The sequence below is a fragment of the Pseudomonas sp. RP-B7 genome (genome assembly GCF_059803535.1).
This window is the reverse complement of the sequence record NZ_JAPFHC010000001.1, coordinates 590,752-613,187: the sequence shown is the minus strand read 5'-3', so window position 1 is coordinate 613,187 and position 22,436 is coordinate 590,752. Positions and strand designations below refer to the sequence as shown.

Annotated in this window: 24 protein-coding genes; 17 read left to right on the top strand and 7 right to left on the bottom strand. The window is 60.5% G+C overall.

The window, feature by feature from the left end:
- Window positions 1-2: 2 nt before the first annotated feature.
- The 8 genes from iolG (at window position 3) to OPU96_RS02655 (ending at window position 8,725) form a co-directional block, all read left to right on the top strand.
- Entirely contained in the window at window positions 3-1,013 is a 1,011-nt protein-coding gene (iolG, locus tag OPU96_RS02690; protein WP_192299740.1) for a bifunctional inositol 2-dehydrogenase/D-chiro-inositol 1-dehydrogenase, read from the top strand.
- 158 nt (window positions 1,014-1,171) lie between these two features.
- Complete coding sequence (locus tag OPU96_RS02685) at window positions 1,172-2,200, top strand: Gfo/Idh/MocA family protein (protein WP_226457189.1); 1,029 nt, start codon at window positions 1,172-1,174, stop codon at window positions 2,198-2,200.
- Window positions 2,201-2,328: 128 nt separating this feature from the next.
- A complete protein-coding gene (locus OPU96_RS02680; protein ID WP_192299738.1) occupies window positions 2,329-2,505 on the top strand; it encodes a hypothetical protein in 177 nt (58 codons plus the stop codon).
- Window positions 2,506-2,553: 48 nt separating this feature from the next.
- Complete coding sequence (locus OPU96_RS02675) at window positions 2,554-3,483, top strand: sugar ABC transporter substrate-binding protein (protein ID WP_226457191.1); 930 nt, start codon at window positions 2,554-2,556, stop codon at window positions 3,481-3,483.
- A gap of 56 nt (window positions 3,484-3,539) precedes the next feature.
- Complete coding sequence (locus OPU96_RS02670) at window positions 3,540-5,093, top strand: sugar ABC transporter ATP-binding protein (RefSeq protein ID WP_192299737.1); 1,554 nt, start codon at window positions 3,540-3,542, stop codon at window positions 5,091-5,093.
- A gap of 27 nt (window positions 5,094-5,120) precedes the next feature.
- Window positions 5,121-6,143: an ABC transporter permease gene (locus OPU96_RS02665; RefSeq protein ID WP_192299736.1), complete on the top strand. Its 1,023-nt coding sequence runs from the start codon at window positions 5,121-5,123 to the stop codon at window positions 6,141-6,143.
- A gap of 412 nt (window positions 6,144-6,555) precedes the next feature.
- Entirely contained in the window at window positions 6,556-6,960 is a 405-nt protein-coding gene (locus OPU96_RS02660) for a TraR/DksA family transcriptional regulator (protein ID WP_010564800.1), read from the top strand.
- Between the two features lie 94 nt (window positions 6,961-7,054).
- Window positions 7,055-8,725: a methyl-accepting chemotaxis protein gene (locus OPU96_RS02655; protein ID WP_498558599.1), complete on the top strand. Its 1,671-nt coding sequence runs from the start codon at window positions 7,055-7,057 to the stop codon at window positions 8,723-8,725.
- Between the two features lie 28 nt (window positions 8,726-8,753).
- Here the strand turns inward: OPU96_RS02655 and OPU96_RS02650 are convergent, their stop codons facing one another.
- Together OPU96_RS02650 and OPU96_RS02645 are read right to left on the bottom strand one after the other, a co-directional pair.
- Window positions 8,754-8,984, bottom strand: coding sequence for a hypothetical protein (locus tag OPU96_RS02650; RefSeq protein WP_226457194.1), 231 nt, complete (start codon window positions 8,982-8,984; stop codon window positions 8,754-8,756).
- Window positions 8,985-9,095: 111 nt separating this feature from the next.
- Complete coding sequence (locus tag OPU96_RS02645) at window positions 9,096-9,365, bottom strand: hypothetical protein (protein ID WP_226457195.1); 270 nt, start codon at window positions 9,363-9,365, stop codon at window positions 9,096-9,098.
- 416 nt (window positions 9,366-9,781) lie between these two features.
- Between OPU96_RS02645 and OPU96_RS02640 the strand changes: the two genes are divergently transcribed.
- The gene (locus OPU96_RS02640) at window positions 9,782-10,231 is read left to right on the top strand and encodes a hypothetical protein (protein WP_064452050.1); all 450 of its coding nucleotides are present in this window, start codon (window positions 9,782-9,784) and stop codon (window positions 10,229-10,231) included.
- 131 nt (window positions 10,232-10,362) lie between these two features.
- Window positions 10,363-11,379, top strand: a complete 1,017-nt coding sequence (locus OPU96_RS02635; protein ID WP_498558598.1) for an ABC transporter substrate-binding protein — start codon at window positions 10,363-10,365, stop codon at window positions 11,377-11,379.
- 47 nt (window positions 11,380-11,426) lie between these two features.
- Here OPU96_RS02635 and OPU96_RS02630 read toward each other — a convergent pair whose 3' ends face one another.
- Together OPU96_RS02630 and OPU96_RS02625 are read right to left on the bottom strand one after the other, a co-directional pair.
- Window positions 11,427-13,553: a TonB-dependent receptor gene (locus OPU96_RS02630; protein ID WP_498558597.1), complete on the bottom strand. Its 2,127-nt coding sequence runs from the start codon at window positions 13,551-13,553 to the stop codon at window positions 11,427-11,429.
- A gap of 95 nt (window positions 13,554-13,648) precedes the next feature.
- Window positions 13,649-14,038, bottom strand: coding sequence for a DUF2946 domain-containing protein (locus OPU96_RS02625; RefSeq protein ID WP_498558596.1), 390 nt, complete (start codon window positions 14,036-14,038; stop codon window positions 13,649-13,651).
- 93 nt (window positions 14,039-14,131) lie between these two features.
- Here OPU96_RS02625 and OPU96_RS02620 point away from each other — a divergent pair, with 93 nt between their 5' ends.
- The 3 genes from OPU96_RS02620 to OPU96_RS02610 all read left to right on the top strand — a co-directional run bounded on the left by OPU96_RS02620 (window position 14,132) and on the right by OPU96_RS02610 (window position 17,625).
- The gene (locus OPU96_RS02620; RefSeq protein WP_305392531.1) at window positions 14,132-14,569 is read left to right on the top strand and encodes a DUF3995 domain-containing protein; all 438 of its coding nucleotides are present in this window, start codon (window positions 14,132-14,134) and stop codon (window positions 14,567-14,569) included.
- A 147-nt stretch (window positions 14,570-14,716) separates the two neighbouring features.
- Entirely contained in the window at window positions 14,717-17,215 is a 2,499-nt protein-coding gene (locus OPU96_RS02615; RefSeq protein WP_498558595.1) for a TonB-dependent siderophore receptor, read from the top strand.
- A gap of 80 nt (window positions 17,216-17,295) precedes the next feature.
- Window positions 17,296-17,625 (top strand): hypothetical protein, encoded by a 330-nt coding sequence (locus OPU96_RS02610; RefSeq protein WP_192299727.1) that lies wholly within the window; start codon window positions 17,296-17,298, stop codon window positions 17,623-17,625.
- Window positions 17,626-17,630: 5 nt separating this feature from the next.
- Here the strand turns inward: OPU96_RS02610 and OPU96_RS02605 are convergent, their stop codons facing one another.
- On the bottom strand, window positions 17,631-18,530 hold the full coding sequence (locus OPU96_RS02605) for a LysR family transcriptional regulator (RefSeq protein WP_226457200.1): 900 nt from the start codon (window positions 18,528-18,530) through the stop codon (window positions 17,631-17,633).
- Window positions 18,531-18,637: 107 nt separating this feature from the next.
- Here OPU96_RS02605 and OPU96_RS02600 point away from each other — a divergent pair, with 107 nt between their 5' ends.
- Both OPU96_RS02600 and OPU96_RS02595 read left to right on the top strand, forming a co-directional pair.
- A complete protein-coding gene (locus OPU96_RS02600; RefSeq protein ID WP_226457201.1) occupies window positions 18,638-19,687 on the top strand; it encodes an AbrB family transcriptional regulator in 1,050 nt (349 codons plus the stop codon).
- Window positions 19,688-19,780: 93 nt separating this feature from the next.
- A complete protein-coding gene (locus OPU96_RS02595; protein WP_305392533.1) occupies window positions 19,781-20,041 on the top strand; it encodes a hypothetical protein in 261 nt (86 codons plus the stop codon).
- A 277-nt stretch (window positions 20,042-20,318) separates the two neighbouring features.
- On the opposite strand, the gene OPU96_RS02590 is transcribed toward OPU96_RS02595, so the two are convergent.
- Window positions 20,319-21,263, bottom strand: coding sequence for a GGDEF domain-containing protein (locus OPU96_RS02590; protein WP_192299723.1), 945 nt, complete (start codon window positions 21,261-21,263; stop codon window positions 20,319-20,321).
- 243 nt (window positions 21,264-21,506) lie between these two features.
- On the opposite strand from OPU96_RS02590, the gene OPU96_RS02585 reads away from it, so the two are divergent.
- Window positions 21,507-21,755 (top strand): DUF1652 domain-containing protein, encoded by a 249-nt coding sequence (locus OPU96_RS02585; RefSeq protein ID WP_498558594.1) that lies wholly within the window; start codon window positions 21,507-21,509, stop codon window positions 21,753-21,755.
- Here OPU96_RS02585 and OPU96_RS02580 read toward each other — a convergent pair.
- Window positions 21,752-21,892 carry a hypothetical protein gene (locus OPU96_RS02580; RefSeq protein WP_226457204.1) on the bottom strand — a complete coding sequence of 47 codons (141 nt, stop codon included), beginning with the start codon at window positions 21,890-21,892 and terminating at the stop codon, window positions 21,752-21,754. The genes OPU96_RS02585 and OPU96_RS02580 overlap by 4 nt on opposite strands.
- 225 nt (window positions 21,893-22,117) lie before the next feature.
- On the opposite strand from OPU96_RS02580, the gene OPU96_RS02575 reads away from it, so the two are divergent.
- Complete coding sequence (locus OPU96_RS02575) at window positions 22,118-22,429, top strand: YXWGXW repeat-containing protein (protein WP_226457205.1); 312 nt, start codon at window positions 22,118-22,120, stop codon at window positions 22,427-22,429.
- The last annotated feature ends 7 nt before the right edge of the window (window positions 22,430-22,436 follow it).

Here is a 22,436-nt window from a genome sequence, read left to right as displayed (position 1 = left end):
ACATGTCGTTGAAGCTTGGAGTCATCGGTACTGGGGCCATTGGCCGGGACCATATCCGTCGTTGCAGCCAGACCCTGCTCAACAGCCAGGTGGTGGCGGTGACCGACATCAATCTCGAGCAGGCCGCCAAGGTGGTGGCCGATTTGAAGCTGGACGCCGAGGTGTACCCCGACGGCCACGCGCTGATCAACTCGCCGCAGGTCGAGGCGGTGCTTGTCACGTCCTGGGGCCCGAGCCACGAGGAATTCGTGCTCGCCGCCATCGCCGCCGGCAAGCCGGTGTTCTGCGAAAAACCCCTGGCAGTCACCGCTGCCGGCTGCCGCAAGATCGTCGACGCCGAAGTCGCCTACGGCAAGCGCCTGGTGCAAGTCGGGTTCATGCGTCCGTATGACGAAGGCTATCGCGCACTCAAGGCGGTGATCGACAGCGGCCAGATCGGCGAGCCACTGATGCTGCACTGCGCGCACCGCAACCCGACAGTGGGCGAGAACTACAAGACCGACATGGCGATCACCGACACCCTGATCCACGAGTTGGATGTGTTGCGCTGGTTGCTCAACGACGACTACGTGTCGGTGCAAGTGGTGTTCCCGCGCAAGTCGAGCAAGGCCCTCGCGCACCTGCGCGACCCGCAGATCGTGCTGCTGGAAACCGCCAAGGGCACGCGCATCGACGTGGAGGTGTTTGTGAACTGCCAATACGGCTACGACATCCAGTGCGAAGTGGTGGGGGAGACCGGCATTGCCAAGCTGCCGGAGCCGTCCCAGGTGCAGCTGCGCAGTGAAGCGAAGTTGTCCAATGCGATCCTGATGGACTGGAAGGATCGGTTTATCGGCGCCTATGACGTGGAGTTGCAGGCGTTTATCGACAGCGTGCGTGCCGGCCAGGTCGGCGGGCCGTCCGCGTGGGATGGCTTTGCGGCGGCGGTGGCGGCGGATGCATGTATCGAAGCGCAGAGCAGTGAGCAGATTGTGAAAGTCAGCTTGCCTGATCGCCCGCACTTCTACGGCTAACCCCAACCCCAAAGGTGGAATGCAGTCAAAAATGTGGGAGCGGGCTTGCTCGCGAATGCGGTGTCTCAGATACAAAATTTTGGCTGACACACCGCATTCGCGAGCAAGCCCGCTCCCACATTTAGATTGGGCTTTCACTTTGAAAAAGGAGTGTCTGTATGCGAATCGGACTAGTCGGCTACGGCCACGGAGGGCGCTTTTTTCATGCGCCGCTGATTGCAACCTTGCCCGGCGCCACGTTTGTCGGCGTCGTCACACGCTCCCCCGAGCGCCGCCAGCAGTTGGCGAGTGATCATCCCGGCCTCAAGGCGTTTGACTCCATCGGCCAGATTGTCGAAGCCGGCGTCGACACCCTGGTCATCTCCACCACCCTCAAGGGCCGCCCGGCGCTGGTGCTGGAAGCCATCGAGCACGGGCTGACGGTGGTCAGCGACAAACCCTTCGCCGCCAACACCGAACAGGCCCAGGCGCTGATCACCGCTGCCGAGCGCCATGGGGTGAAGCTCAGCGTTTATCAGAACCGACGTTGGGACTCGGACTACCTGACCCTGCGCAAACTGATCGACGCCGGCGCCCTGGGCACCATTACCCGCTTTGAATCCCGCGTGGAACGCTACGCCCCCCACGCCGTCGGCAATGCCAGCGGCGGCGGTTGGTTGCGTGACCTCGGCAGCCATCTGGTGGACCAGGCGCTGCAACTGTTCGGCCCGGTGGACCGGGTGTTTGCGCAATTGCAGTTCAGCCACGAACACCCGACCGTCGATCACGGCTTCTTTGTGTCCCTGACCCATGCCAACGGGGTGATTTCCCATTTGTGGGGCAGTGCCCTGCAAAACAGCCAGGCCCCGCGTTTTCGCGTGAGTGGCACCCTCGGTTGCTACACCGTCGAAGGGCTGGACGGCCAGGAGGAGGCGCTGTTGGCCGGCAAATCGCCGAAGACCGAAGGCGAGCACTGGGGCGCCGAAGAACATCGGCGCTGGGGCTGGTTCGAACAAGGCGAGGAGCGCGAGCGGGTGCCAGCGGAGAAGGGCTGCTGGACGCAGTTCTATCGCCAGTTGCAACGTGCCGTGGACAGCCAGGAAGCACTGCCGGTGGACGTCTATGACGCGCTGGAAACCACCCGTATATTGGACGCCGCACGCCTTAGCGCGGGGCGTCAGCAGGTGGTTTCAACAAAAATAGAATAAAATTCTAAAACAGGTTGATATGGAAATTATTTTCCAATAAAGTCTTTTCCAGGTTGCATAAAGTACGTCTTGGGCTCGACCCCGGCGACTCAACAAAAACAAGATCAAAAACAACCAGGTACCGTCAGATGAAAATCTTCAACGCTGTACTGCGAGTTTTACGCCCAGCCTCCACGCCACGCGGTCTGCCCCGCGCCCGGCCGTTCTACTTCTCTTTCCTCAATGTGTTGTGCGTCGAAAACCAAGGCGCGCTGGTGTGCTGCATTCCAGGTGCACCCGTCGTCCGGCTGCCTGCCGAGCTCTGATAAACGCAACGTCCAAAAAACCAACAAGAAAGTGGAGACAGACCGTTCATGAAGACCCCGATCCGTTTTACCGCGCTAGCCCTGTCGCTGTTGCTGGCCAGTGGTGCTGCTTCGGCTGCCGATCTCAAGATAGGTGTGAGTATGTCCGCCTTCGACGACACCTTTCTTACCTACCTGCGCGAAGACATGGACAAACAAGCCAAGTCCTACCCAAAGGGTGACGGCGTGCAACTGCAGTTTGAAGATGCCCGCGCCGATGTGGTGAAGCAACTTAGTCAGGTCGAGAACTTTATCAGCCAAAAAGTCGATGCAATCATCGTTAACCCGGTTGATACAGCCTCGACTGCGAACATTATCAAGGCTGCCACTGCGGCGAAAATCCCGCTGGTATTCGTCAACCGTCGCCCTGACAGCGCAACATTGGCCCCCGGCGTAGCGGCGGTAACCTCCGACGACGTCGAGGCGGGCAAGCTGCAAATGCAGTACATCGCGGAGAAGCTCGACGGCAAAGGCAATATTGTGATCCTGCTGGGTGACTTGGCGAATAACTCCACTTCCAACCGTACCAAAGGAGTGAAGGAAGTCCTGGCCAAATACCCTGGCATCAAGATCGAACAGGAGCAGACCGGGATATGGCTGCGTGACAAGGGCATGACCCTGGTCAACGATTGGCTGACCCAAGGGCGCGACTTCCAGGCGGTGCTCTCGAACAACGACGAGATGGCGATTGGTGCTTCCATGGCCCTGAAGTCGGCAGGTAAGAAAGGCGTGCTGATCGCCGGTGTCGATGGCACGCCGGATGGTTTGAATGCGATCACTAAGGGTGACATGACTGTGTCGGCTTTCCAGGATGCCAAGGGCCAAGCGGACAAGTCGGTTGAGACAGCGCGCAAGATGGCTAAGAACGAGCCTATCGAGCAGAACGTGGTGATCCCGTTCCAGCTGATCACCCCCGAAAACGTCAAAGACTTCAAATAACAACAATAAGCCAGCAGGGCAGCTGTGCGGTTGCCCTGCCGATGGAGTACCTCCCTATGCTTGCTCAAGCCACTCTCTCGCAGCCTCCCGGTATCCAGCCAGTAGAACTGGAAGAACCCTACCTGTTGGAAATCAGCAATATCAGCAAAGGCTTTCCCGGCGTCGTGGCCCTGGCCGATGTGCAACTGCGAGTGCGCCCGGGTACGGTGCTGGCGCTGATGGGCGAGAACGGTGCGGGCAAGTCGACGCTGATGAAAATCATCGCCGGCATCTACCAGCCCGACGCCGGGGAAATCCGCCTGCGCGGCAAGCCGATTGTGTTTGAAACCCCACTGGCGGCACAAAAGGCCGGGATCGCGATGATCCACCAGGAGCTCAACCTGATGCCGCACATGAGCATCGCCGAGAACATCTGGATCGGCCGCGAGCAGCTCAACGGCCTGCACATGGTCAACCACCGCGAAATGCACCGCTGCACCGCCGAGTTGCTGGCACGCCTGCGCATCAACCTGGACCCGGAAGAACACGTCGGCAACCTGAGTATCGCCGAGCGGCAGATGGTCGAGATTGCCAAGGCGGTGTCCTACGACTCCGACATCCTGATCATGGATGAACCGACTTCGGCCATTACCGACAAGGAAGTGGCCCACCTGTTTTCGATCATTGCCGACCTCAAGGCCCAGGGCAAAGGCATCGTCTACATCACGCACAAAATGAACGAAGTGTTTGCCATCGCCGACGAAGTGGCCGTGTTTCGCGACGGCCATTACATCGGCCTGCAACGCGCCGACAGCATGAACAGCGACAGCCTGATCTCGATGATGGTCGGCCGTGAGCTGAGCCAGTTGTTCCCGGTGCGCGAGACGCCCATCGGTGCGCTGCTGATGTCGGTGCGCGAGCTGAGCCTGGATGGCGTGTTCAAGGACGTTTCGTTCGACCTGCATGCCGGGGAAATCCTCGGCATCGCCGGGCTGATGGGCTCGGGCCGCACCAATGTGGCCGAAACCATTTTTGGCATCACCCCCAGCAGCAGCGGCCAGATCACCCTCGACGGCAAGGCGGTGCGCATTACCGACCCGCACATGGCGATCGAGAAGGGCTTTGCGCTGTTGACCGAGGACCGCAAGCTCAGCGGCCTGTTCCCGTGCCTGTCGGTGCTGGAGAACATGGAGATGGCCGTGCTGCCGCACTATAGCGGCAACGGTTTTATCCAGCAGAAAGCCCTGCGTGCGCTGTGCGAAGACATGTGCAAGAAGCTGCGGGTGAAAACCCCGTCCCTTGAACAGTGCATCGACACCTTGTCCGGTGGCAACCAGCAAAAAGCCTTGCTCGCGCGCTGGTTGATGACCAATCCACGCTTGCTGATCCTCGATGAGCCGACCCGTGGCATCGATGTGGGCGCCAAGGCCGAGATCTACCGTTTGATTTCCTTCCTCGCCAGCGAAGGCATGGCGGTGATCATGATCTCCTCGGAGCTGCCCGAAGTGCTGGGCATGAGCGACCGGGTGATGGTGATGCACGAGGGCGAACTGATGGGCACCCTGGATCGGTCCGAGGCGACCCAGGAAAAAGTCATGCAGCTGGCTTCCGGTATGACCGTAGTCCACTGACGTACAGAATAAAAAAGGTGATGGGTTATGAACGCAATAACGGATAACAAACCGGCCACTGTGCCGACCAAGACACGCCGGCGCATGCCGACCGAGCTGAGCATCTTCCTGGTGCTGATCGGTATCGGCCTGGTGTTTGAACTGTTCGGCTGGATCGTGCGTGACCAGAGCTTCCTGATGAACTCCCAGCGCCTGGTGCTGATGATCCTGCAAGTGTCGATCATTGGCCTGCTGGCGATTGGTGTGACCCAGGTGATCATTACCACGGGTATCGATCTGTCATCCGGTTCGGTGTTGGCGCTGTCGGCGATGATCGCCGCCAGTTTGGCGCAAACTTCAGACTTTTCGCGGGCAGTGTTTCCAAGTCTCACGGATTTGCCGGTGTGGATCCCGGTGGCAATGGGGCTGGGCGTAGGGCTGCTGGCGGGGGCGATCAACGGCAGCATCATCGCCGTGACCGGTATCCCGCCGTTCATTGCCACCCTGGGCATGATGGTGTCGGCCCGTGGGCTGGCGCGCTACTACACCGAAGGCCAGCCGGTGAGCATGCTCTCGGACTCGTACACGGCCATCGGCCATGGTGCGATGCCGGTGATCATCTTCCTGGTGGTTGCGGTGATCTTCCATATTGCCCTGCGTTACACCAAGTACGGCAAGTACACCTACGCCATCGGCGGCAACATGCAGGCGGCGCGGACCTCGGGGATCAACGTCAAGCGGCATCTGGTCATCGTCTACAGCATCGCCGGCCTGCTGGCGGGCCTGGCCGGTGTGGTTGCCTCGGCACGTGCGGCGACGGGGCAGGCCGGGATGGGCATGTCCTATGAACTGGACGCGATTGCCGCCGCCGTGATCGGCGGCACCAGCCTGGCGGGCGGGGTAGGGCGCATTACCGGCACGGTGATCGGCGCGCTGATCCTGGGCGTGATGGCCAGCGGGTTTACTTTTGTCGGTGTGGATGCGTACATCCAGGACATCATCAAGGGGCTGATCATCGTGGTGGCCGTGGTGATCGACCAATACCGCAACAAGCGCAAGCTCAAACGCTGACCTGGATGCGGGGCTAAATGGGGGAGCGGGCTTGCTCGCGAAAGCGGTGTCTCAGTACAGAATGTACCGGCTGACACGCCGCTTTCGCGAGCAAGCCCGCTCTCGCATGGGGTCTATCGCTGATCCGTTCCAACCGTTTGTCTTCTATATAGCTCCACAACACTGAATTTCTTGCTATAAACGCACTCCGATAACCAATCGCCAAGCCCGTCCTGGTGCTTTTAGGGGTTATCTCGGAAAAATTGCCTGTCTTTTCAGTTGCTGCGCCCTCAAGTCGGCCTTAGACTGCCGCCCCTCGTAAATTGAGTGCCGGGTGGCGCTTGAAATGGACGGCGCCCTTCCGAGACCTGCAGAGGTCGGCCGGAACGCTCCCTTATTCGCCTTAATGCACGTATTTTTTATAGAGAAATCAATGACAAAGGAAAAGTTGCTGGCCATGCCGGCGGATGACTACATGAATGCCGAACAGCACGCTTTTTTTGAGCAATTGCTGCAAGACATGAAAGTGGAACACCACGAGCGCATTGAACAGAACCGTATCGCCATTGAAAGCCTGGACACCCCGGCCGATCCGGCCGACGCCGCTTCGGTCGAAGAAGAGCGTACCTGGCTGGTGAACGCCATCGACCGCGACCAGCGCATGCTGCCGCAACTCGAACGCGCGTTGGAACGCATCAAGGAAGACTCCTTTGGCTGGTGTGACGACAGCGGCGAGCCTATCGGCCTCAAGCGCCTGCTGATCAGCCCGACCACCAAGTACTGCATCGAAGCGCAAGAGCGCCACGAGCAGATTGACAAGCACCAGCGCCAAGCCTGATGCGCTGAAGCTGGGGGGCGCGCCTGCGTCCCTCCAGGCGATACCCGTTACGCCCCGTCTATTGATCTGCTGCAACGCACCCCACTAAAGGCCCATGGATAATGGCCTGATAGTGGCGTCTAATGCAGTGACAATAATGACAAGCAGTGGGGTGACGAAGATGGCTGGAGACGGATCTCTGATGGGCGCAGCAGTACCACCGCAGACGGTGGTGCGCGGGCTGCCCGGTTGGCTGACGCCGCTCTTGCAGAGCACCGCCTTGGTGCTGGTCCTGCTGGGCCTGGCGTTTGCCGGCCTGTCGATATACCTCTGCCTGCCACTGGCCTTGCTGGTGATCTGGCTGCCTCGCCTGAAAACCCGCACGCCTGCGGTCGCACCTTCCACGGACAGCGACGCCATCGGTGAGCTCACGCGTGACCTGTCCCACACCACCAGCCATAACGCGCTGTCTGCCGCCGGCGTGGCCTATGCGGTCAAGCAACTGGCTGCGCGCCTGCAATCGCAGTTAAGTGCGGCCAAGCAGATCGTCAGCAGCGCCGAAGTGATGATCGGCACGGAGCAGGTCACCTCACAGCTCAGCCGTCAGGCGCTCGGTGCAGCCAGCCAGGCTCATCAACGCAGCACCGAAGGGCGTGAGGTGTTGGCGCAGTCGATCACGCGCATGCATCAGCTCAGCGACCGGGCCAACGCCAGTCGCGAGTTGATCGAAGCGTTGAGCCAGCGCAGCGAGGAAATCCAGCGAGTGACGTTGGTGATTCAGTCCATCGCCAGCCAGACCAACCTGTTGGCCTTGAACGCGGCCATTGAAGCCGCGCGTGCCGGCGAGCACGGGCGCGGGTTTGCCGTGGTTGCCGATGAAGTGCGCGGGCTGGCCGGGCGGACCGCCACCGCGACCGATGAGGTCGGGGTGATGGTCGCCGATATTCAACAACGCACCGCCCAGGTGGTGGAGCAGATTCGCCAACTGTCGACCGACCTCAATACGGGTGTGGAGCAGGTCGAGCATGCCGGTGAACAGCTGTCGAGCATCGCCAGCCTGGCGGCGGATGTGGAAGGGCAGGTCAATGAGATCGCCCAGGGCACCGACACCAACCGTGCCCAGTTGGACAGCCTGTTCCATGCCGTGGAACAAATGCGCAGCGACCTGACCGTGAGTGACCAGCAAACCCGTCAGCTGGCCGACGCCGCCGTACAGATGGAAGGCCAGGCCGAAATCATCAGTGAGCGCTTGGCCGAGGTCGGGCTGGATGACTATCACCAGCGCGTCTACGACCTGGCCCGTGAAGGCGCCAGCCGCATTGCCGCGCAGTTCGAGGCCGATGTGGAGCAAAACCGCATCAGCCTGGATGACCTGTTCGACCGTAGTTACACGCTGATCCCGAATACCCATCCGAGTAAGTACCACACGCGGTTTGACGGTTATACCGATCAGGTGTTGCCGGGGATTCAGGAGGCGTTGTTGCCGCGTCACGAAGGGTTGGTCTTCGCTATTGCCTGCACTCCCCAGGGCTATGTGCCGACGCACAACAAGGCGTTTTCCCAGGCCTTGACCGGGGATGCCCAGGTGGATGCGGTGCAGAACCGCACCAAGCGCAAGTTTGACGACCGCACCGGGATTCGCTGTGGCAGCCACCAGCAAGCGGTGCTGCTACAGACGTATACCCGCGATACCGGCGAATTGATGCATGACTTGTCAGTGCCGATCATGGTCAAGGGCCGGCACTGGGGTGGGTTGCGGCTGGGCTACAGGCCGGAAGGCGTGTAGGCGCGGGGAGGGGGCCGTCGAGCGGGGTTCAGGAGGTCAATGCCCCTGAATCGACGGCAGTCTTGAGGGCCAGGGCGGATTCTTTGCCCGCGACGGCGGCAGCTTCTGCAGTCTTGAACCAGCGGTCCTTTTCCACCTGATGCGTGGTGACCGTTTTCAGCGGTGGCTTGGCGCGCATCACGATGACCGCCTGGAATTCTCCGTCTATTTCCCTCGCATCGCCATGGATGAAAAACTCGCCAATATCAAATTCCGTCACGTATAGCCTTCCCTTCAAGGTAACTGCACAGATGAGACCTGACCCGCAGAGGGGCAAACTTCAATCGACGGGCCAGTATGGCAGTTGTTGGTGGGTGGCGGCGCGGTAAAGTCATCCAGGTGACGAAACGAGGCCGCCCCGTTGCAGTGTGGCTTCCAGTTCCTTGGCCAGTTGGCAGGCCTTGATATGGTCGCTGCGAAACCCCAGCACACGGCCGCTGGTGATTTCGCGGATATGAAAGAAGTTACGCCCCGCCGGCACAACTTGGTAAAGAACCGAATTCGAGTACCCGTATAGGCCTTGCACGCAGTAGTATTGGCGCTCGTCATGCAGTGTCGAGCGAGTGTGGCAAGACGTAGCATCGTGTTGACGTCGTTGCATGGTCAGCTCCTGTCGATCGATTGTGTTGATGCAACTGCAGCGTTTCGGGTGGTTTTGACCCGTGTTGCTGTTTTAGTATTGTCGTCGGCGAACGATGTCTGGTTCCCCACCTGGGTATTTTGTTTAAGGTGGGCTGTCGGAAACCGCGTTTTTTATTTGGGTTATTCTCTGAAGCGGTGCGGTCTCTATTCTCGAGCCGTCAAACCTGTGATCTGCTGTGATACATGGTGTCCTCGCCCGAGGTTCATTGGGTACGTCTGTACCAGCCGTATGGCTCAGCAGCGGGATCTTCTTCAGTTTTTCAATGAATGTGTTGTGTGATCGTGCCGTAACGGCCGGATTTTTGTGCTGCCCGCTGTGGCGGTCAGCACTTCTTTTGATGTGGGGGCGTTTCCTTGGCAGTCAGTAATCTGGATATGCACGCGTTATTCGTGCTGGGTGATTTACGCGCAAAGTTGGTCAAGCAGTTTCAATCCCGTTTTGTTTACATCACTGAACAAACGCCGGAAGGTATTTACATCGCCGAAATCGATACCGAAACCGCATTGGTTGTCGATGACAAACCGCGCCTGGAACTCAAGGTCGGCGACCATTTTCGTGCGGCCGTGCTGCCCAGCCGTGAAGGCGGCAAGTTTGAATTGAAGTTCCGCGACATTAAGTTGACGGTATATGGCCTGGGCGATTACGCCTTTGTTTCGTCGGCTGAAGGCCAGGGTATCGTGTTCAAGGAAGGCCATAGCGTCATGCTGGTGTTTGCCGCCAATGAACAATTGCAGGAAGGTCTGACCAAAACCCTCAAGGCCGTGACCGGCAAGGCCGCCAAGTGGCGCAAGGGTGAGCTGGTGACCTTCAAGGCCAGCGAGTAGTTTGTAAACGCAATGTGTAATCCGTTTCTCCCGGAACCTCTACTACAGTTGAGTTGACTTAACTATTCAGAGGCTTCGCGCGTTGGCAGCAAAGCCGTCCGCTATGGCTGCTAAACATGAGGTGCGAAGGCATGAAAGGATTGAGATCGCTGTTGGCCGTGTCGCTGGCGACACTGGGCCTGTCAGTTGCAGCATTGCCGGTGTCGGCGGCCCAGGCGCCGATTCATTTCGCCGACCTGAACTGGGAGAGCGGCAGCCTGATCACCGAAGTACTTCGGGTTATCGTCGAGAAGGGCTATGACTTGCCTACCGACACCTTGCCCGGCACCACCATTACCCTGGAAACCGCACTGGCCAAGAACGACATCCAGGTGATCGGCGAAGAGTGGGCCGGTCGCAGCCCGGTGTGGGTCAAGGCCGAGGCCGAAGGCAAGGTGGTGGGCCTGGGCGATACGGTCAAGGGCGCCACCGAAGGCTGGTGGGTGCCGGAATACGTGGTCAAGGGCGACGCCGCCAAAGGCCTCAAGCCCCTGGCACCGGACCTCAAGCGCGTGCAGGACCTGGCGCGCTACAAGGACGTGTTCAAGGACCCGGAGTCTCCCGGCAAGGGGCGCTTCCTAAACAGCCCGATCGGCTGGACGTCCGAGGTGGTCAATGCACAGAAGCTCAAGGCCTACGGGCTCAGCGACAGCTACGTGAACTTCCGCAGTGGCTCAGGCGCGGCGCTGGACGCCGAGATTGCTTCGTCGATCCGCCGGGGCAAGCCGGTGCTGTTCTACTACTGGTCGCCGACGCCGTTGATGGGGCGCTACAAGTTGATCCAGTTGGAAGAACCGCCATTTGATGCCGAGGCATGGAAGACGCTGACGGATGCGGACAATCCCGAGCCGAAACCGACACGGTCGTTGGCGTCCAAGCTGAGTATTGGCGTGTCGACGCCGTTCCAGAAAGAGCATCCGCAGATTGCCGCGTTTTTCAGCAAGGTCGAGTTTCCCATCGGGCCACTCAATCAGGCGCTGGCAAAAATGAGCGAAAACCACACGCCTCCACGGGACGTGGCCCAGGCGTTCCTCAAGGAGCACCCTGAGGTGTGGAAGGCGTGGTTGACCGAAGAGGTGGCGCAGAAGGTCGAGGCAAGCCTGAAGTAAGTGTGGGAGGGGGCTGGCCCCCTCCCGTATTGGCCTGTGTTCCGGGCTCAGAACTGAGTGTTTACGGCCAGTTCGAAGGTCCTTGGCGACCCCAGGTAATACGCCGGTGACACATGGGCAAACTCGGCATACACCTCATTCGTCAGGTTGCGCACCCGCGCCGTCACCGAGGTGTGCTGATCCACCTTGTAGCGCAGGAACGTGCCGAACAACGTGTAGGCTGGCACTGTCTGGGTGTTGGCGTTATCCGCATAAACCTCGGCGACATACCGCGCGTCCACACCCCCTTGCCAGTCCTCGGCAATATCGTAGGTCAGCCACAGGTTGCCCACGCGCTTGGGGACGTTGGTCGGCGTATTGCCCTTGCGTGACACCACGGCACCGCTGGCGAGCTTCTCGTTGAACTCGTCGTATTCGGCGTCCACCCAGGCGAAATTGCCTTCGGCGAGCAGCCGTGGAGTGATGCGCATTGAACTGGCCAACTCAATGCCTTTGGACGACTGCGCACCCACCGGGATGCTGTTGGTCGGGTCCAGCGGGTCGGTGACGGCGAAGTCCTTGCGTTCGATCCTGTAGGCGGCAACGGTGGCCGCGCCACGTCCATCCATATAGTCGAACTTGCTGCCCACTTCCCATTGCTTGCCGGTCGACACATCGAACACCTGGGTCGTGGTGCTTGGCTGCTCGGCGGCGGTGCTGTATTGCACGTACACATTCGCTGACGGGATGAACTGGTAGGTCAGGCCGACGCGCCCGGTGAGCGGCTCCCAGCTGCGCTTGAAATGCCGTGGACTGGTGGCAGTCAGCGTGCCGTGGTTGGTCACGTCCAGGTTGATGGCGTCATAACGCAGGCCGGTGAGCAGCGACAATTTGTCGGTGAGGCCCAGGCGGTTTTCCACGAACAGCGCCTTGGTGGTGACCTCGTTGGTCTTGTCCTTGTTGAAGCCGGGCCTGGTGCCGGGGATGGCATAAAAATGCCCGGGATCGAAGTTGTTCGGGTCGACCGCACTGTTGCCCGCCGCGCGCAGCGGGCTGTTGGTGGTGCTGTTGAGCTTGTACTCGAAACCGCCAGACCAGGTGGTGGAAAGGCCGAAGACGCTGGCGTCGTGGCGCAACTCGAACTGGTTGCCCTGCTGCTCGCCCTGATGGCGCACCTGATAGGCGGTCGAGCGGTTTACCGCGCTGTTATCGGCGTTGTACTGATAGGTCTCCAGGTTGCGGTAATCGCGCTGGCTGTCGAGGTGATAAAGGGTGTTTTTCAGCGTGGTGCTGTCGTTGAGTCGGTAGTCGATGATCGAGCGCAGCCACACCGTGCGTTGCTCGTAACGTCCGTCGCCGACGTTGTAGTTGTTGAAGCGGTTGTGCTTGTCGATCTTCAACTCGCCGGCCTTGGGGTTGAGCACCGGAGTGCCCCAGTAGGGACTGTCCTCATGTTCGTCCTGGTATTCCACCGCCAGGGTGTGGGACAGGTCCGGCGTGAGGTCACTGAGCAGGGAAAACGCCATGCTCCAGGCGTCCCGTTTATCACGGTCGATGTAGCTGTGGTTGGTGTTGCGGCTTACATCCAGGCGCGCGTAGTGCTGCACCTCACTGCCTGGCTCGGTCAGGGCGTGGTTGAGGCCCAGGGCCATGCCAGCGGTGTCGTAGCTGCCGTAGCTGAGTTGGCCTTGCGCGGCCTGTTCTTCCCGGCCGGCGAGCTTGGTCACGTAATTGAGCGAGCCGCCCACGGAGCCGGCGCCGTTGATCAGCGAGGAGGGGCCGCCGACCAGTTCCACGCGGTCATAGATCCAGGCATCCACCGGGCGTGCCAGGCCGGTGGCGACGTTGATGCCGTTGAACATCTGGGTGATCTGGCTGCTGGTAAATCCACGATAAGAGACAAACCCGCCAAACCCCGGCGGTGCACTGGCATTGACGCCGGGCAGGGTGTTGGCCGCATCGCGGAACGTCTTGGCACCGTGGCGTTCGATGTCGTTGCGCTTGGCGATGGCCACCGATGCTGGAGTTTCCCGGACGCTCAGCCCGAGCCTCGAGGCCATGCCGCTGGATTGATCCAGGGTCAGGCCGGGGTCGGCGCTTGGTTCGCCAGTGACAGTGGTCGGTGCCAGCTCGACGGCCCAGGCGCAGAAGGGCAGGCAGCCGAACAGGCCCGCCAACAGGGGTAAATGTTTCATGGTTGAATCCTGAAAAACTTGGCTTGAAAACAATGCACGACTGTCCGTCACCCCTTGGGGATGCGGTGGTCAGTGCTGATCAGATAGCGAAGGTGTCAGGCAACAGCGGGCGGCGCGCGGGGATGCGCCGTGGGCCAGGTAAAGCGGGCAGGGATGTCAGCGGCGAGTACCACGGCCGGTGGTGGCGCGTGGGGTTGTGGCAACACCGCCACATTCAGGCTGGAATTGAGCGCCGGGCCCATGCCTCCACTGGAACACAGCGGGCAACCGAACGCCTTGGACAGCGTCGGCAGGCTCTCATCCGTGGAGTTGGCAGGCGTGGGCGCCTGGGTGCGCGGGTCTACCGTGCAGAACTGGCCGTCGATGCCGTTGAGTTGCATCCCGACCATCTGCCCGTGACCGATACTGCAGGCGAACACATTGAACAGGACGCAGCAATAGAGCATCCAGGCAATGAGCGAGCGGTCGGTGCGGGCGAATTTCATGGGGCGGCACTTTACCATCAGCCACCGACGAAATACCTGCAAAAAAACGCAGGGCGACTATCCTTGTTCGCACATTTTCAGGGAGAGCCAGCCATGAGCTTTGTCATTGCACGATGGATCGTCGCTATTTTCACGGGTATCAGTATGGTGCACCTGTACTGGGCGGCGGGTGGCAAACTCGGGTTCCAGGCCGCCATTCCCGAGCTGCCCGGCGAATTCGCCAGCGGGCCGCGACCGGCTTTCATACCGTCGGCACTGATGACATTCCTCGTAGCGATGGGCCTGGTGGCGATTGCCTTGCTCGTGTGCCTGCGCGCCGGTTTGTACTTTTCCGCGGTGTCCCATGGCGCGTTGCAATGGGGCATCAGTGCGATAGCGCTGGTCATGTTTGCCCGGGCGATTGGGGACTCGGAGCTGGTGGGTTTTTTCAAAAAGGTCGGCGGGTCGCGGTTTGCCAGGTTGGATACCTATGTTTATTCGCCGTTGTGTCTGGTGTTGGGGCTGGGGTTGTTGGTCGTTGCGTGGGGGTGATCGCGCTGTGTGGGGGTGAAAGGCCACGCAAAAAGTCGATCCAAGCGTTTGCGGCAGCACCCGGCGAATAAAAACGCCTCTCATTCTTGCCCGATTTGCCGAGCTGCCCGTCATGGTTAATAGAACCTCTATTACCCAGGACCTCCCATGTCGCTTGCTCGTCCCTTGCACCCACTGGCCCTGTCAGTGGCGATGGCTTTTGCCGCTATGCCGCTGCTGAATACCCCGTCCGCCTTTGCCGCAGACAGCCGCAGCAGCGTGCGCAGCTTCTCGATTCCCGCCAGTGATTTGAGCCAGGCGCTCAACAACTTGGCCGAGCAGGCAGGCCTGGTGCTGGCGTTCGATGCGGGCTTGACCCGTGGTAAACGCAGCGCTGCGTTGAGCGGGCAGTACGACACTGAGGTGGCGCTGACCCGATTGCTCGCTGGCAGCGGCTTGCAGGCGCTGAAGATCGCCAATGACCGCTATCGCCTGGAGGCCCTCCCCGATAACAGCGGGGCGGTGGAGTTGCAGGCCACCACGATCAGCGGCGGCTATCAGGCCCAGAGCCCCGTGGGGCCGGTGGCGGGTTATGTGGCCACCCGCAGCCTGTCAGGCACCAAGACCGACACCGCCGTGATCGAAACCCCGCAGTCGATCTCCATCGTCACCAAAGACCAGATGCGCGCGCAAAACGCCGAGAGCCTCAACCAGATCCTGCGCTACAGCGCCGCGGTGGTCCCGGAGAGCCGTGGCGCTACGGCTTCGCGGCTGGACCAGTTGACGATCCGGGGTTTCTCGCCGGCCACCTACCTCGACGGCTTGCGCATGCCCTCCAGCCGTGACGCTTCGCCGCAAAAGGACGCCTTCGACCTGGAGCGCGTGGAAGTGCTGCGCGGCCCGGCGTCGGTGCTGTACGGGCAGGGCACACCCAGCGGGGTGATCAACATGGTCAGCAAGCGCCCGCTCGACACGCCGTTTCATGAGGTCGGCGTGGAATATGGCACCTTCAACAAGAAGCGCACCACCTTCGATCTGAGCGGCCCGATTGATGATCAGGGCGTGTATTCCTACCGTGTGGCCGGGCTTTTCGACGACGCCGACGGGCAGGTGGAACACACCGAAACGCGTCGCCAGTCGCTGTCGACGGCCTTTACCTGGCGCCCGGACGACGCCACCTCGCTGACCCTGCTGGGGCACTTCCAGAAGGACCCCAAGGGCGCGTCCTACGGCTCGGTGCCCGCCTGGGGCTCGGTGTTGCGCAGCCCCACCGGGCGCAAGATCGATGTGGATTTCTATGACGGCGAAAAAGACTTCGAGAAAAGCGATCGCGAGTACTACTCCATCGGCTACGCCTTCGAACATCACTTCAACGATGTGTGGACCGTGCGCCAGAACGCCCGTTACCTGCGCAGCGAGGGCCGCTACCGTAGTCTCTACAGCAACAACCTGCTGAGCGATTACCGCACCATGCAGCGCGCCACCATCGCCAGTGACGTCAACCTGGACGCCTACACCCTCGACAACCAGGCCCAGGCCAGATTCGACACTGGCCCGCTGCAACACACCTTGTTGATGGGCGTCGATTACCAGAACACCAGCACCGACACCCTGCAAGGCTCGACCCGTGTCGGTGCCGGGCCGACCCAGGATATTTTCGACCCGGTGTATGGTCGTCCGGTCGCGACCCCGGCGTACACCACCGACGGTACCTCCCGCAGCGAGCAGACCGGCGTTTATCTGCAAGAGCAAATGAAGTGGGACAACTGGGTGCTGCTGCTGGGCGGCCGCTATGACTGGGCCAGTACCGACAGCACTACCAAGACCCTGAGCAGCGGCGCCAAGAGCCAGTCGTCCCTGGACAGCAAGGCGTTCACCGGCCGCATTGGCCTGGTCTACCTGTTCGACAACGGCCTGGCACCCTATGCCAGTTATTCGGAGTCCTTCAGCCCGCAGTCGGGTACCGGCTACGGCGGTTCGGTGTTCAAACCGACCGAGGGCAAGCAGTATGAAGTCGGGATCAAATACCAGCCGCCGGGCAGCAACAGCTTTATCACCGCCGCGATCTTCGACCTGCGCCAGACCAATGTACTGACCACCGACCCGGACCCCACGCACTTGTGTGGCAGTGGCCGCTGCCAGAGCCAGGACGGCGAAGTGCAATCCCGTGGCTTTGAGCTGGAAGGCAAGGCCAGCCTCAACGATAACCTGGACATCAGCGCGGCATATGCCTACCTGGATAACCGCATCAGCCAGTCCAACAACACCGTGCAATACACGCCCGTCACCGACATCGGTGTAGGCCCGGCCCTACCGGCCAAAGGCACCAGCACCTACGGTGTGCCACGCCATACCGCGTCGGCGTGGGCGGATTACACCTTCCGCGACGGCCACCTCAAGGGCTTCGGCGTCGGGGCCGGGGCGCGTTATGTCGGCTCGTCCTGGGGCGACACGGCCAACACCCTGAAAGTCCCGGGCTACACCTTGTTCGACGCGGCGGTGCACTACGACATCCCGAACCTCGCCAACCTCAAGGACAACCTGCGCCTGGCGCTCAACGCCACCAACCTGGCGAATAAGGAGTACGTCGCCTCGTGCTATTCCTACTCGTGGTGCTGGTATGGCTCACAGCGCACGGTACAGGCGAGTGCGACTTATCAGTGGTGATAAGGCAATTTAATGGCCCCTCTGTAACCAAATCCTCGCCAGAATCGCTTTTATTTTCAGGTGGTTAGGTGGGGATGCAAATGCGCACTGTTGGAATCATGCTTGTCGCCTGCTCGTTGGCCGGCGGCGCGGCTGCCGTGCAGGCCCGGGAGCTGCGTGAAGGTGACAAGTACATGTGCAGTTGGGGCGCGGGCACGGCCGCCAGGGCCCAGGAGTTGAAGCTCTCGGGTGTGTCGCTGTATGCGGCGCGGCAGAAAATCCAGACCCTCAAATTCAACAAGTCGTGGATGCGCATGATGGCCATGGGCATCACCGAGCAGACCTACGACAGTCGCTCCCGGCTCAAGCCAGAAGCGATTCGCCAAAGTTTCTATCAGGATTGCGTGCGCTACAAAGTGGCGCGCAAATGACCGGCTCAGTGCGACAGCGGTGAGCTGACGTCTTCCTGGAAATACACCTTCGCCGTTTCAATAAACCGTCGATTGGCCTGGGACAGGTATTCGCTGCCTCTCCAGCACAGGTTGAAGTGCATGAACTGCGCGGGCTCGAACGACACCCCGGCCACGCCCGGTTCCTGTTGTTGCACCGAGCGCAGCAGGGTGGAAACCCCCATGCCATTGCGGGTGGCGGCGATCACCAGCGGCACGAAGTTGCTTTCCAGGGCGATGTTGAAGCGCACGCGGGCAGCGTCGCAAAAGGCGTCGAGCAAGTGCCGTTGCAGGAAGGTATTGTCGAACACCAGCAACTGCTCGCCACGCAAACCCTCGGCCGTGACCGACGCCGCGCTCGCCAATGGATGCTGCTCATGCATGCACAGCACCATCTCATCGCTGCCCAGCAAGACCGACTCCCAGTCCGGGTCGACGCGACGTGACTCCAGCAACGCTACATCAATATCCCGCGTTGCCAGGCGTGCGCTGATGTCATCGGCGCTGCCTTCCACCACATGCATGGCGATGCCGGGGTAGTGCGCGCGAAATTGCATCAGCAACTCCGGGATATGCCGGATGCCGTACATCGGCGGGATGCCGACGCGGATTTCACCGCTGTGCAATTGCGTCAGGTCCTGCAACTCGCGGCGGGCCCCGGCCAAGCCTTGCAGGCAGGCTTCAGCGCGGGTGAGGAACAGTTGGCCTTCCGCCGTGACACTGATCTGCCGTGTGGCGCGGTTGAACAGCGCCACCCCCAGCTCATCTTCCAGGCGGCTGACTGCCATGCTCAGCGCCGGTTGCGCCACATGCAACGCCTGCGCGGCCTTGGTAAAACTGCCTTGGCGGGCGATCTCGACGCAGTATTCCAGGGCTTTCAGATTCATCGGCTCTCGCATAACAATGTGTGATGTTGATGTTCACAAATGGATATTTTTTGTGATGAGCGCGAGTCTATAACCTGTCGGCACACTTCTCCATGCCGGATCTCAACATGACCTTCAACCTTCGCCAGTATTGGCTTGTCACCCTGATCGCGGGCACCTTGGGCGGCAGTTTTGCGCAGTGGCTCGGCTGGCCGCTGCCCTGGGTGATAGGTGCTTTGCTGGCTGTGCTGATCGGCCGCTGCGGCGGCGCGAGGATGGCGCAAATTCCCCATGGGCGCCAAGCGGGCCAGTTGATTGTCGCGGTGGCGATTGGCTGTTATTTCACGCTGCCGGTGATGCAGCAGGTGGCGGCGCACCTGGGGCTGATTGTCACGGCGGTGCTGTTGACGCTGGTGCTGGCATTGGGCTCGGTGTGGCTGCTGAACCGCTCTGGCGTCGCCTTCGGCACGGCGTTCTTCGCGCTTATGCCGGCCAACTCTACGGAGATGGTTCACCTCGGTCGTCAGCGCCAGGCGGACACCAGCTTTATCGCCGCCGCCCATAGTCTAAGGCTGCTGCTGATCCTGCTGGCCGTGCCTGCGCTGGCCAGCCTTGGCCTGGCTCATCCTGTGATGGCTGCGCCATTGCCGGTGATCTGGCCCTGGTTGATCTTTCTGCTGGCTATGAGCCTGTTGGCCGCTATCGGCTTCAAGCGCTGCAACCTGCCCAACCCTTGGACATTCGGGCCGTTCCTGATCTGTGCGGTGGGGGTAGGGTGTAACAATTTGTCGATGAGCATGCCCGGTTGGCTCAGTGGTGTCGGCCAGTTGCTGATCGGGTGTGCGCTGGGCGCCGCCTTCGAGCGGGATTTTTTCCGCCGCGCACCGGGGTTTCTCGTCAAGGTGCTGGCGTTGTTGATTGGCTCGCTGGTTGCGACCGCAGCCGCCGCGTGGGCGTTGGGCACGTGGCTGCAGATGCCATGGTTGTCGCTGGCCCTGGGCATGATGCCCGGCAGCGCACCGGAGATGAGCCTGACCGCTGAGGCGCTGGGGCTGGCGGTTACATTGGTGACGGCGATGCAGGTGATCCGAATGCTGCTGATCCAGGCCGCGTGCCTGCCGGTGTATCGGCTGTTGAAGGGGCATGCAAGCGCCAACGAAAAGCCTGTGTCTGTGTGAGGCCGGCGCTTTACAAAACCACGACAATTGCTGTGTTTCTATTTGCATACAATTGCACGCTTCGTCGCAGATAGAACAGGTCGTCACGGGGCCATGTACCAGCCAGAGCCTTCATCGCCAAACAGCTTGCGCCACTATGCGGTCGGCGTGCTGTGTGTCGCGGTGCTGTTGGGCGGCTACTTTATGCATATCAACGCCAGCGCCGATCGCCATCGGGCCGAGGCGGCCGAGCGTCTGCTGCTTTGTCGGCAAATGGAGCGAGTCGCCAGCGCGACGATGACCGACGCTATGAAACTGGGCGACAGTTGCAGGCAATTGGGTGCACAAGCGCCAGAGAGTGTCACCGCGCCTTAGTTAATAACCATTTTTTATAAGGGGGAATATAGGTCGCAAGTATCACGCTTACTTGCACCAAAAAGTGGCATTTGTATGTCGGCCGCCTTAAAAAATGTGTGGTTATTGAATGACTTACGACTGTTTTAATCCGACGAAAGGATTAAAACAGTCTTGTTACAGCTTTTTACAATCGCTACTATAGTCGGGCGTTCACCTCCCACGGTTTATGCATTTTTAAATCCCAAGTTTCCATCAGCTACTTGGGATTTTTTTTGCCCGCGATTTGACCTCGGCGTCAAACTTCAATATCGGCGAACTCTGCGCGCATCCGTCCATTGTGTTTGGCCTTGTAGAGTAATTTGTCGACCTGCTCGACAAACCCCAGCATCGAACTGGCAGGCCTGACGATATGAGTGCCAACCCCGAGGCTCAAGGTCAGCAGCCTGGACACCGGCGAAAACCCGTGTTCGATCTGGCGTTGACGCATCAGGTGCAGGCAGCGTTGCGCCACCAGCCTGGCCGAGGTTGCATCGGTCTCCGGCAACAGCCACACAAACTCTTCACCGCCGATCCGTGCGATGAAATCCCGTGGACGGTTGGCCGCCTGCGCCAGTGTATTGGCCACCTGGCGCAGGCATTCGTCACCCTTGATATGGCCGTAGTGGTCGTTGTACTGCTTGAAAAAGTCGATATCGAGAATGATCAACGACAGCGGCAACTGGCTGCGTTGGGCGCTGGTCCATTCGCGTTCGAGCACGGTGTCGAACATGCGGCGGTTGGCGATGCCGGTGAGGCCGTCCTGGAAGGAGTATTCCTCCAATTGTTTTTGCAGGCGGATCAGGTGTTCCTCGGTCTTCTTGCGCTCACTGATGTCGAACATGAACCCGATCAGCGCCTCCACTTCGCCATCCTTGCGCACCACATGCACCACATCGCGGATCCACACATAGTCGCCGTTCACCGTCAGCGCACGGTAATCGGCCTCGTGGTCTACGCCGGCGCGCGATTGCGACACGCAAAAATTCACTACGTACTCGCGATCGTCCGGGTGCATGCGCGCGACCCAGTCATCCACACTGACCCAGCTTTGCGGCGTCCAGCCCAGCAGTGTTTCGATCTGCGGACCGATGTAGCTGAAGGTCATGCTCTGCCAGTCGATCCGCCAAGGGATCGCCTTGGTCGATTCCAGCAGGGTTTTGTAAACGTCGCTGTCGGGCGGGCTCGGGGGATCGATGCTCATGGTCGGCTGCTCGGGGAGTGGCATAAAGCCAGAGCGTCTGGTGATCGCGGGTGGGAGTCAAGTTTTCGTCAGGGCAACAGACGAGAGGTCACGTGCTGGCTTTCTGGCGCCTGCCCGCCAGCGCTTGGCGGGAAAATATGAGACGTGGCTGGCACTTTGAAGCAATTGCCTGGCGCTGCCGAAAAGCTCATCTACGCTTGCGCCATCGAACAGCAGGGTAGAACCCAGGGAAGGGGGCTTATCATGATCTCAATCGCCGAATTCAATCGCATCATGGCTTCAGGCTTTGTACCGCTTTCCTGTGAGTGCACCCTCAATAGCGATGGCTCGCTGCGCATCAGCGTGTTCGAGCCGGTCTCCGGTCGCGTCGAGTTGCTGCTGACCTGCGTGTCCCCCGAAGGTCTGGACAGCATCCGTTCCATCTCAAACCTTATCGGTGAGCTGCGCACTGAACTCAAGGCCGGGCGCCGCGGTTTTGCGGCGGTGGGTTAGCTGTTGACGCTGGCGGTGGTGGTCGACACCGCGCCGTAATAGCGCCAGCAGCAATGCCGGTGCTCGGGCACGATCACGCAGCCGCTCAGGCTTGCGATCAATAGGGCGGCAACGAGCATGTAAAGGCGACGGGACATGGCATTTCCTCTTGGTGTGGGGTGCGTCATCTATTGAACGTCGCCACCGGCACACATCCGTCGCACACCTTTCAAACATTTCATCCAGCGTTGCCGGCCCGTGGGCAATACTTCCTCTTACGCACTGTGCGGAAAAAACCTGAGTGTCCTGCGACGGATTCTGCAGCACGTGCCGTTCAACCCATCAGCAGCGGACATTTTCGTTCGTCACCTGAAGGAGTTGCCATGAGCACACTGGCCCGATTGCGTTATGCCTTGCTGATCCCGCTGACGTTCGCCGCGTTTGTCAGCACCCCGACGTTTGCCCAGACCGAGATCATCATTCGCCAGGCGCCGCCGGTGGAGCGGGTCGAGGTGATTCCCGCCGGGCGCCCCGGTTATGCCTGGGACCGTGGCCACTGGCGATGGGAACGCGGCGCCTACGCCTGGGTACCGGGCCACTGGCAGCCGGTGATGCGCAACGCACGTTGGCAGCCAGGGCATTGGGAATCCCGCGGGCCGAACTGGGTCTGGCGTGAAGGACGTTGGATGCGTTGAAACCTGC

Coding starts and splice junctions, on each gene's coding strand:
- iolG (WP_192299740.1), top strand. CDS start 3: ATGTCGTTGAAGCTTGGAGTCATCGGTACTGGGGCCATTGGCCGGGAC.
- OPU96_RS02685 (WP_226457189.1), top strand. CDS start 1,172: ATGCGAATCGGACTAGTCGGCTACGGCCACGGAGGGCGCTTTTTTCAT.
- OPU96_RS02680 (WP_192299738.1), top strand. CDS start 2,329: ATGAAAATCTTCAACGCTGTACTGCGAGTTTTACGCCCAGCCTCCACG.
- OPU96_RS02675 (WP_226457191.1), top strand. CDS start 2,554: ATGAAGACCCCGATCCGTTTTACCGCGCTAGCCCTGTCGCTGTTGCTG.
- OPU96_RS02670 (WP_192299737.1), top strand. CDS start 3,540: ATGCTTGCTCAAGCCACTCTCTCGCAGCCTCCCGGTATCCAGCCAGTA.
- OPU96_RS02665 (WP_192299736.1), top strand. CDS start 5,121: ATGAACGCAATAACGGATAACAAACCGGCCACTGTGCCGACCAAGACA.
- OPU96_RS02660 (WP_010564800.1), top strand. CDS start 6,556: ATGACAAAGGAAAAGTTGCTGGCCATGCCGGCGGATGACTACATGAAT.
- OPU96_RS02655 (WP_498558599.1), top strand. CDS start 7,055: ATGGATAATGGCCTGATAGTGGCGTCTAATGCAGTGACAATAATGACA.
- OPU96_RS02645 (WP_226457195.1), bottom strand. CDS start 9,365: ATGCAACGACGTCAACACGATGCTACGTCTTGCCACACTCGCTCGACA.
- OPU96_RS02640 (WP_064452050.1), top strand. CDS start 9,782: ATGCACGCGTTATTCGTGCTGGGTGATTTACGCGCAAAGTTGGTCAAG.
- OPU96_RS02635 (WP_498558598.1), top strand. CDS start 10,363: ATGAAAGGATTGAGATCGCTGTTGGCCGTGTCGCTGGCGACACTGGGC.
- OPU96_RS02630 (WP_498558597.1), bottom strand. CDS start 13,553: ATGAAACATTTACCCCTGTTGGCGGGCCTGTTCGGCTGCCTGCCCTTC.
- OPU96_RS02625 (WP_498558596.1), bottom strand. CDS start 14,038: ATGAAATTCGCCCGCACCGACCGCTCGCTCATTGCCTGGATGCTCTAT.
- OPU96_RS02620 (WP_305392531.1), top strand. CDS start 14,132: ATGAGCTTTGTCATTGCACGATGGATCGTCGCTATTTTCACGGGTATC.
- OPU96_RS02615 (WP_498558595.1), top strand. CDS start 14,717: ATGTCGCTTGCTCGTCCCTTGCACCCACTGGCCCTGTCAGTGGCGATG.
- OPU96_RS02610 (WP_192299727.1), top strand. CDS start 17,296: ATGCGCACTGTTGGAATCATGCTTGTCGCCTGCTCGTTGGCCGGCGGC.
- OPU96_RS02605 (WP_226457200.1), bottom strand. CDS start 18,530: ATGAATCTGAAAGCCCTGGAATACTGCGTCGAGATCGCCCGCCAAGGC.
- OPU96_RS02600 (WP_226457201.1), top strand. CDS start 18,638: ATGACCTTCAACCTTCGCCAGTATTGGCTTGTCACCCTGATCGCGGGC.
- OPU96_RS02595 (WP_305392533.1), top strand. CDS start 19,781: ATGTACCAGCCAGAGCCTTCATCGCCAAACAGCTTGCGCCACTATGCG.
- OPU96_RS02590 (WP_192299723.1), bottom strand. CDS start 21,263: ATGAGCATCGATCCCCCGAGCCCGCCCGACAGCGACGTTTACAAAACC.
- OPU96_RS02585 (WP_498558594.1), top strand. CDS start 21,507: ATGATCTCAATCGCCGAATTCAATCGCATCATGGCTTCAGGCTTTGTA.
- OPU96_RS02580 (WP_226457204.1), bottom strand. CDS start 21,892: ATGTCCCGTCGCCTTTACATGCTCGTTGCCGCCCTATTGATCGCAAGC.
- OPU96_RS02575 (WP_226457205.1), top strand. CDS start 22,118: ATGAGCACACTGGCCCGATTGCGTTATGCCTTGCTGATCCCGCTGACG.